Source organism: Fructilactobacillus sp. X3R2C1 (assembly GCF_059901235.1).
Genome location: NZ_JBWXVA010000001.1, coordinates 383,313 through 392,874, shown reverse-complemented (window position 1 = coordinate 392,874; position 9,562 = coordinate 383,313). Strand labels below are relative to the sequence as shown.

2 protein-coding genes are annotated in these 9,562 nt (G+C 41.0%); both read left to right on the top strand.

All coding sequences use genetic code 11. The features are described from left to right. Positions 1–4,719: mucin-binding protein (locus tag AC6UDB_RS01985; RefSeq protein WP_500709024.1), on the top strand; the 4,719-nt coding region annotated here is incomplete at its 5' end. 329 nt (positions 4,720–5,048) lie between these two features. Beyond that, positions 5,049–9,062, top strand: coding sequence for a mucin-binding protein (locus AC6UDB_RS01980; protein ID WP_500709023.1), 4,014 nt, complete (start codon positions 5,049–5,051; stop codon positions 9,060–9,062). Positions 9,063–9,562: the final 500 nt, after the last annotated feature.

Here is a 9,562-nt window from a genome sequence, read left to right as displayed (position 1 = left end):
GGTTCTAAGTCTGATTACAGTACAAAGAACGAAATTGCCAGCTTAGAGGCCCAAGGTTACGAATTAGTCACTGACGGCTATCCAAATGGGTATGAATTTAATACCGATAATCCAACCTTCAAGGTTGTCTTGAAACACAAGATGAAGACGGTTACCCCTGACAATCCAGGAAACCCAGGTGAACCAATTGATCCAAATAACCCAACTGGACCAAAATATCCTGATGGAACTAGTAAAGATAACTTAACCAAGTCAATTACGAGAACTATCCACTACGTTTACGCTGATGGTAGTAAAGCAGCTGATGATCAAGTAGAAACCGTTACTTTCACCAGAACGGCAACCTTTGACGAAGTAACTGGCAAGTTAACTTACAGTAACTGGACTTCAACTAACGCTGTCTTTGGACAAGTTGATTCTCCAGCAATCACGGGCTACACTCCAGATAAAGCAAGTGTTGGTTCCGAAACTGCCACTGCTGATACACCTGACGGAAGTGTTACCGTTACGTACAATGCAAACGAACAAAAAGCAGTAGTTAACTATGTTGACGAAGATAACGGTGATGCCGTTCTTCATACTGATGACTTAACTGGTAAGTTTGGTAGTAAATCTGGTTACTCAACCAAAAATGAAATTGCCACTTTAGAAGCTAAGGGCTACGAGTTGGTATCCGACGGATACCCTGCTGATGGCTTTACTTTCAACACTGACAATCCAACCTTTACCGTTGTTTTGAAACACAAGATGAAGACGGTTACGCCAGATAATCCGGGACAACCAGGTCAACCAGTTGATCCAAATAACCCAACTGGACCGAAGTACCCAGATGGAACTAGTGTAAATGATCTGACTAAGAACATTACAAGAACCGTTCACTACGTTTACGCTGATGGTAGTAAAGCAGCTGATGATCAAGTTGAAACGGTTACGTTTACAAGAACGGCCACCTTTGACGAAGTAACTGGTAAGTTAACTTACAGTGACTGGACTTCAACTAACGCTGTCTTTGGACAAGTTGATTCTCCAGCAATCACGGGCTACACTCCAGATAAAGCAAGTGTTGGTTCCGAAACTGCCACAGCCGACACGCCAGACGGATCTGTAACCGTTACCTACAATGCCAATGAAGAACAGGCTCGTGTTCAGTACATTGATCAAGATGACAACAACCGAGTTATTAAAACTGATAGCTTAAACGGTAAATTTGGTTCTAAGTCGGATTACTCTACTAAGGCTGAAATTGCTGATTTAGAAAGTCAGGGTTACGAGTTAGTCACTGACGGTTATCCAAATGGCTACGAATTTAATACCGACAACCCAACTTTCAAAGTTATCTTTAAACACAAGATCAAGACGGTTACGCCAGATAATCCGGGACAACCGGGACAACCAGTTGATCCAGATAACCCAACAGGACCAAAGTACCCAGACGGAACTGGTGTAAATGACTTGACTAAGAACATTACCAGAACAGTTCACTACGTTTACGCTGACGGTAGTAAGGCCGCTAACGATCAAGTTGAGACTGTTACCTACACTCGGACCGCAACCTTTGACCAGGTTACCGGCAAGATTATCAGTTACGGCGACTGGACTACTAAGAATGCGGTCTTTAGCTCAATTGATTCTCCTGAAATTACGGGATTTACTCCTGATAAAGCAACTGTTGGTTCACTCACCACTTCCCCTAATTCAGAGAATTCAACTGATACGGTTACCTACACTGCTAACGATGAACAGGCTCACGTTCAGTATATTGACCAAGATGATGGCAATAGGGTTATTAAGACTGATAACTTAACTGGTAAATTTGGTTCTAAGTCAGACTACAGTACGAAAGATGAAATCTCTAAACTAGAAGCTCAAGGTTACGAATTAGTCACTGACGGTTATCCAAATGGGTATGAATTTAATACCGACAACCCAACTTTCAAAGTTATCTTTAAGCATAAGACCAAGACGGTTACGCCGGACAACCCTGGCAACCCAGGACAACCAGTGGATCCAAATAATCCAGATGGACCTCATTATCCTAATGGAACTGGTGTAAATGACCTGACTAAGAACATTACCAGAACGATTCACTACGTCTATGCTGATGGCAGCAAAGCTTCCGATGACAAAGTTGAAACGGTTACGTTTACAAGAACGGCAACTTTCGACCAAGTTACTGGCAAGATTATCAGCTACGGCGACTGGACTACTAAGAATGCGGTCTTTAGCTCAATTGATTCACCAGCCATTACGGGCTACACCCCTGATAAAGCTAGTGTTAGTTCTGAAACTGCCACCGCTGATACACCTGACGGAAGTGTTACCGTTACTTACAACGCTAACGAAGAAAAAGCACAAGTTAACTACGTCGACCAAGACGAAGGTAACAAGCTTATTTATAGCGATGCTTTAACTGGTAAGTTTGGTAGTAAGTCTGGTTACACTACGAAGGACGAAATTGCTAAACTAGAAGCTCAGGGCTACGAGCTAGTATCCGACGGATACCCTGCGGATGGCTTTACTTTCAACACTGACAATCCAACCTTTACCGTTGTTTTGAAACACAAGATGAAGACGGTTACGCCAGATAATCCGGGACAACCAGGTCAACCAGTTGATCCAAATAACCCAACTGGACCGAAGTACCCAGATGGAACTAGTGTAAATGATCTGACTAAGAACATTACAAGAACCATCCACTACGTTTACGCTGATGGTAGTAAAGCTGCTGACGATCAAGTTGAGACAGTTACCTACACTCGAACTGCAACCTTTGATCAAGTAACTGGCAAGATCATTAGTTATGGTGACTGGACTACTAAGAATGCTGTCTTTAGCTCAATTGATTCACCAGCCATTACGGGATATACTCCTGATAAAGCGACGGTTGGTTCCGAAACTGCCACTGCTGACACACCAGACGGAAGTGTTACTGTTACCTACAATGCCAACGATGAAAAGGCTCAAGTTGAGTACATCGACCAAGACAATGGTAACGAGGTTATTCATACTGATGGTTTAAACGGGAAATTCGGTTCTAAGTCGGACTACAGTACGAAGGACGAGATTGCTAAATTAGAGGCCCAAGGATATGAACTTGTATCTGACGGATTCCCAGGTGATGGCTACACCTTCAATACCGATAACCCAACTTTCAAGGTTGTTTTGAAACACAAGACCAAGGAAGTTACACCTGATAACCCAGGAAACCCAGGTCAACCAGTTGATCCAAACAACCCAACGGGACCAAAGTATCCTGATGGAACCAGCAAGAATGACTTGACCAAGACCATTACGAGAACGGTTCACTACGTTTACGCTGATGGTAGCAAGGCTTCAGAAGACCGCATTGAAACGGTTACGTTCAACAGAACCGCAACCTTCGATGAGGTTACTGGCAAGGTAACTTACAGTAACTGGACTTCAACTAACGCTGTATTTGGTTCAATTGTTTCACCAACAATTACCGGATACACCCCTGATAAGGCAACGGTTGGTTCAGAAACTGCCACGGCTGACACGCCAGATTCAAGTGTCACGGTTACCTACAACGCCAACGATGAAGTTGTTCACATTAACTACGTTGACCAGGATAAAGGTAATGCCCTTATCACTAGTGATACCGTTAACGGTAAGTTTGGTAGCAAGGCCGATTACAGTACGAAAGATGAAATCGCTAAGTTAGAAGCTCAAGGATATGAATTAGTATCCGACGGTTACCCAAGTGATGGCTTTACCTTTAATACTGATGGTCCAACCTTTACGGTTGTGCTCAAACACAAGACTAAGGAAGTTACTCCAGACAATCCAGGAACTCCAGGTCAACCAGTTGATCCAAACAATCCAACTGGACCGAAGTATCCTGATGGAACTAGTAAGACTGATCTCACTAAGAACGTTACTAGAACCATTCACTACGTTGATAAGAATGGTAACAAGTTAGCTGATGATGTGGTTCAATCAACTACCTTTACTAGAACGGCAACGTTTGATCAAGTTACTGGTAAGGTAACTTACAGCGCATGGACGACTAAGAGTGACGTATTGAGTGGAGTTAACTCGCCAGTTATCAATGGTTACTACACTAACACTGCTTCAGTTGGTCAAGAAACGGTTAACGCCGATTCTAACGACTCCGAAGTAACGGTCGTTTACTACGCATTAGGTCACTTAGTTCCTGATGTTCCGGGCAGTAACCCAATCATTTATCCAAATGATCCAAACAACCCAAGTGATGCCGGTAACCCAATTATCCCTGACATTCCTGGATACACTCCAGTTGATAAGAACGGGAACAAGTTGGTACCTGGCACTCCTTATCCGATTGATCACAATGATTTAGGGAAAGATACCCCAATTCATTATGTGAAGAATGCTGAACCAGAAACTCCGGTAACTCCAAACAAACCAGAGAAACCTTCAGTACAACCGGAACCAACTAAGCCAAGTGCACCAAAGGAAGTTCCGGCCGCACAACCGGAAGCTCCGAAGGCTAAGCAGGCCCCACAAACTCCTACTAAAGCACCGGCTCAACCAGCTAAACCACAAGCAAAGCAAGTTCCAGCAGCTAAGCCAGCTAAAAAGTCTGAAAAGAAGACGACGTTACCACAAACTGGTCAAAGTTCTGATAGCTTCTTAAGCCTGATTGGAACCATGCTGCTGTCACTTCTCAGCTTCTTTGGCTTAGGGAAATGGTTTAAAGACCGAAAAGAAACCAAGTAAGTTTGTGATTTAAAAATATGCGAGATTAATAAGTTTAAAGGCTAACATCCATTTTGGGTGTTAGCCTTTTTATATATTTTTAATAATTAAAAAATTCAGCAATTTATTAAGAAATAAATAAATTGCTGAAAACGTGTTGGTACTAGCATAAGGTGATTTAGATTTGAAAATTCACAACCTGAATTACCTAATTAATTGACGAGTTTGATAAACAGAATGATTGAGTTATCGTATTTTTTATGTATAATAAGTCTCCGTAATAATGAATAATAAGTGTAGTTTGTGATTTATTATTTTGTAACCGCCAGGGTACTAAGGAGTGTTTATTTATGTTTAGGGATTCAAAGAAACATTTTAAGATGTATAAGTCTGGGAAACGGTGGATGGTTGCCGCCCTTGTCACCACTTTCACAATCGGTGGAATGACACTTGGGGCAAACGCCGACACCACTGCTACTCAGGCCAATGCAGGAACCGTTCCGTCTGAACAAAAAGCAGACCAGACGAGTACGGCGACGCAACGGGGAACCACATCATCTAATCAAAATGATGTCAATCCAAGTAGTTCAGACCAAGCTGTCAGTGCAACAGATGGTCAGACAAAGGATAACCAGAGTCAAACAGCTGATTCGCAAAAGCAGGCGGATCAAGCAACTCAACCAGCGACTGATTCACAAACTCAGACGCAAAATGACCAGTCGAAACAGGATGATAGTAAACAAGAATCACAATCATCCACGAATAATTCTAATCAAGCAACTCAGGACCAGAAAACTGAGCAATCATCACAAGATAGTAAAACTGATCAATCGAAGACTGACCAGTCCAGTGATGTAAAGAAGCAGACTGAGAACCAACCAAGTGATACTTCTGATAATCAAAATCAGACCCAGGATTCATCAAACCAAAATGATGCAACAGCTAAATCCGATTCACAAACTGATCAGACAAAAACTGATAATCAGAAGAATCAAGGAACTGATACCCAAGCCAAACCAGATGATACTAATCAGGCTAAAAACGATGACACCAAAAAGGCTAATCAACCTAATCCTGATGTTGCCAGAAATAATCAACAAATGAACACTGACACCACCAGTGACAGTAGTACGTTACCAAAAGGTATCAACATCACAAGTGACGAATCTCCGGACAATACTAACTTTAACCAGTTTGGGAGTATGTCAGTTCGAACCGACATTAATATTACCGATGCTGACGCTACCATCAATGCTGGTGACAGAATCGTCTTTAACATTGCCAACAGTACTGATCCGGGTAGTGATGTCATGATGAAAAAGGTTATTGATTGGAATAAAATTACAATGACTGGTGGATCGGAATATGGTCACTTAGAATTTGATCCTAACACGGGTCAAGCTTATTACATTTTCGATAAGAATATTGCTTTCACAACGGGTTCGTTCTCGTTTACTTTGAACATTCCGTTTCAAGCTGACCCAACTGTTCCACTAGTTGGAGTTAACTTTTCAACTGAGTTTCAGCAGGGTAATTCCACTTATTTGATAAACAAATTTTACTATGGATACGTTGCTTCTAATAATAATCAACCATCACCTGACCGTGTTCAGGCACCCAACTTGGGAGCAGGAATAGGTGGAGTTGGATTTGCTGGTGTTGGTCCAAATTATGATGGACCTACTGCTAATAATCCGATTTCAGTTCCTACTTATGGTGATGCAATCTATGATCCAGCCAAGGGTGATCAACCTAGCTTTACTAATATCCTTTATCCCAATCAAGATCCAGACCCTAATCTAAATAACCTAACTGGCAGAACCTGGACCGTTGACATTCAGGGTGACGGGGCTTCGTTTGATTTAAACGGACTTCGGTTTGGAATTCCTAAGGCAGGAACTCCTTATACACCTGGATGGGCCGGACAGTATGCTGGTCAGTGGATTACGCTAGACCAGTTGAGACAAGTCTTGCCTGGCGTTCAGGTTCAAGTTGACCAAATTGATGCGAACCATGCTAGATTATCGATTACTTTCCCAGATGGGGTAACCATTCAATACTTACAGTTTACTGGTAATTTTATTGCTCCTAATACTGGTGGCAGATATTCCGTTAACTTTGGTTATCATGATGATCAGGGAACTTCGAGAAATAATAGTATTCCCATGGGTTTTGTTTACCAAACTAATGACCAACAAGGTTTCTTCCCATCCATCACGGCCAGTGATAAGTCATTAAATGCTGATACCTTCAACATTAACAACTTAGACAGCTACTTGTTAGAAGGTGTAAGTTCAAGTGATGTTCAAGACGGAACCAGCGATAAAGTTGAAATCTCCGATGATGCCGCTTTAAGAGAAGCCATTACTAACAAGCAAGCTGGTGTCTATAACGTGACTTATAAGACAACCAATTCGAAAGGATTGACGAGTTATAAGACGGTTAGTGTCACGGTCGTTCTCAGTCAAGCAATTACAGACTCAACTACTGGAACATTTACCATTCATTACGTTGATCAAAATGGTAATACCCTCCAACCAGATAAGGTCATTATCGCGCACTTCACCCGGACTGGTCAAAGAGACCCATTGACAAATCAGGTTATTAGCTGGGATAAGTGGACAAGTACCGATAACACTTATGACATTCCATCACCAAGTGTTGACAATATGACTCCTGATCAAAAGTCAGTTAGCGGAACCATTAGTCCTGACGAAAATAAGTCGGCAAACGTTGTTTACGCTCATAATACTGAAACCACTACGGAATCAACGGATGCAATTCAAACCGTTAACTATGTTGATGAAAGTGGAAAGGAATTAGCTCCATCAAAGACTGTTACGGCTCACTATACCCGAACGATTACTAAGGATGCAGTGACTGGTAAGGTTATTAAATTTGGAGAATGGACCACAACTGATGACACACATATTGATATCAAGTCACCTGTTATTCCTAACATGTATCCAGATATAACTGAAGTTAGTGGTACGTTGTTACCAACTGATAATAATGTTATTAACGTTACTTATTATCCACAAATGAAAGGTGTAATTCAGAACGCAACTGGTCAAAGGGTCATTAACTACGTTGATCAAAATGGAAAACAAGTGGCTCCGTCAAAGAAAGTTCATGTCTTATTCATTCGTAATGGAACTGAGAATATGTTGACTGGTGAAACTACTTGGGATGCATGGACCAGCTATAGTGATCCTAACTACGATATTGCTTCACCAGAGATTGCCAACATGACGCCTGACCAAAATTCAGTTAGTGGCACGATTGTGCGTGGAGAGAATGATTCAGTAAACGTTGTTTACACGCATAATACCCAAGCGGTAACAGATGAAGCTACTGGTCAAAAGACCATTAATTATGTTGATCAAGATGGAAAACAAGTAGCACCATCAAAGACGATTACCGCCCACTTTACTCGAACTGGAACCAAAGATCTGGCAACTGGCGAAGTTACATGGAACGATTGGACTAGTGATGATGATACTTACAGTGTCAATTCACCGAAAATTGCTAACATGACGCCTGACCAAAGCTCGATTAGTGGCACGATTGCTCGTGGAGAAAATGACTCAGTTAACGTTACTTATACTCATAATACTGAGGCAGTTTCGGATGAAACAACTGGTCAAGTTACAATTAACTACTTGGACCAAGATGGCAATCAAGTAGCACCATCAAAGACGATTACGGCTCACTTCACTCGAACTGGAACCAAAGATTTGGCAACGGGTGAAGTCACATGGAACGATTGGACGAGTGATAACAACACTTACAATGTTAAGTCACCAAGTGTTGCTAACATGACGCCTGCTCAAAGTTCAGTTAGTGGGACCATTGCTGCTGGTGATGATACTTCAAGAGAAGTTATTTATTCTAAGGAACAAACCGGTGAAATTAACCCAACACCAAATCATCCTGAGGACCACAATGGTGGAAACCCAACGGAACCAGAGAATCCAACTAATGGAAACAATGGTGAAAGTGAGAACAACGTTGAACCAAATACACCAAACAACAATGGTGGAAATGGTACAATGACACCAAATGATCACAATGGCAATGCGGTTCCTGAAAGTAATGGAAGTTCAAATAAGAACAACTCGAATTCTTCAGAAACAACCGCCCCCGAATCCTCTACTTCAGAAAATAATCCCCATGTTAAGTCACAAAAACATGAGACTAATGAAGCTAAGGAAAATGCAACCAACACTAATAAGAAGGGTGAGTTGCCACAAACTGGTCAAGAAGATAACAGTTTCCTAAGTGTCATTGGAATTATGTTACTTTCAATTCTTGGTATCTTTGGATTAGGGAAATGGTTTAAAGATAAAAAAGAAACCAAATAAGCTTTAAATTGAATGGTCGACATCTATGAAATGGATGTTGGCCATTTTTTTATGGCTAATTTATGAAAAGTTATTTAACAAAAGCCGAGTTTAATCAAACTTTTAAAATTAATTTGGTGCGGGAATAAAAAAATTTTTGCAAATATTTTTGTGAATTTTACTCACACAAAATCGGTCAAAAAAAGAATTGACAGTAGATAAATTGTGAACGATTGGATAAGACTTGTGTTATTTTAATCAATTAATTAAATAAGAAACGTTTTTTGGCAATATTAGCTATAATTACCGGCAAATCAATGATAAATTGACTAATCATTCGTAAGAGGAAATTTAAATATCGGAAATTCGATAAAAATTACGGGTTGCTAGATTTCGCACGCTATTTTTACGTAGTAATTATTATTTTATAAACCCTCTCTGCTAGTACGTTTTACAAACATTGTGAAACATATTAAAAGGTTGATTGCTGACATCAGCGTGTTTACAATGTCAATTGTGAA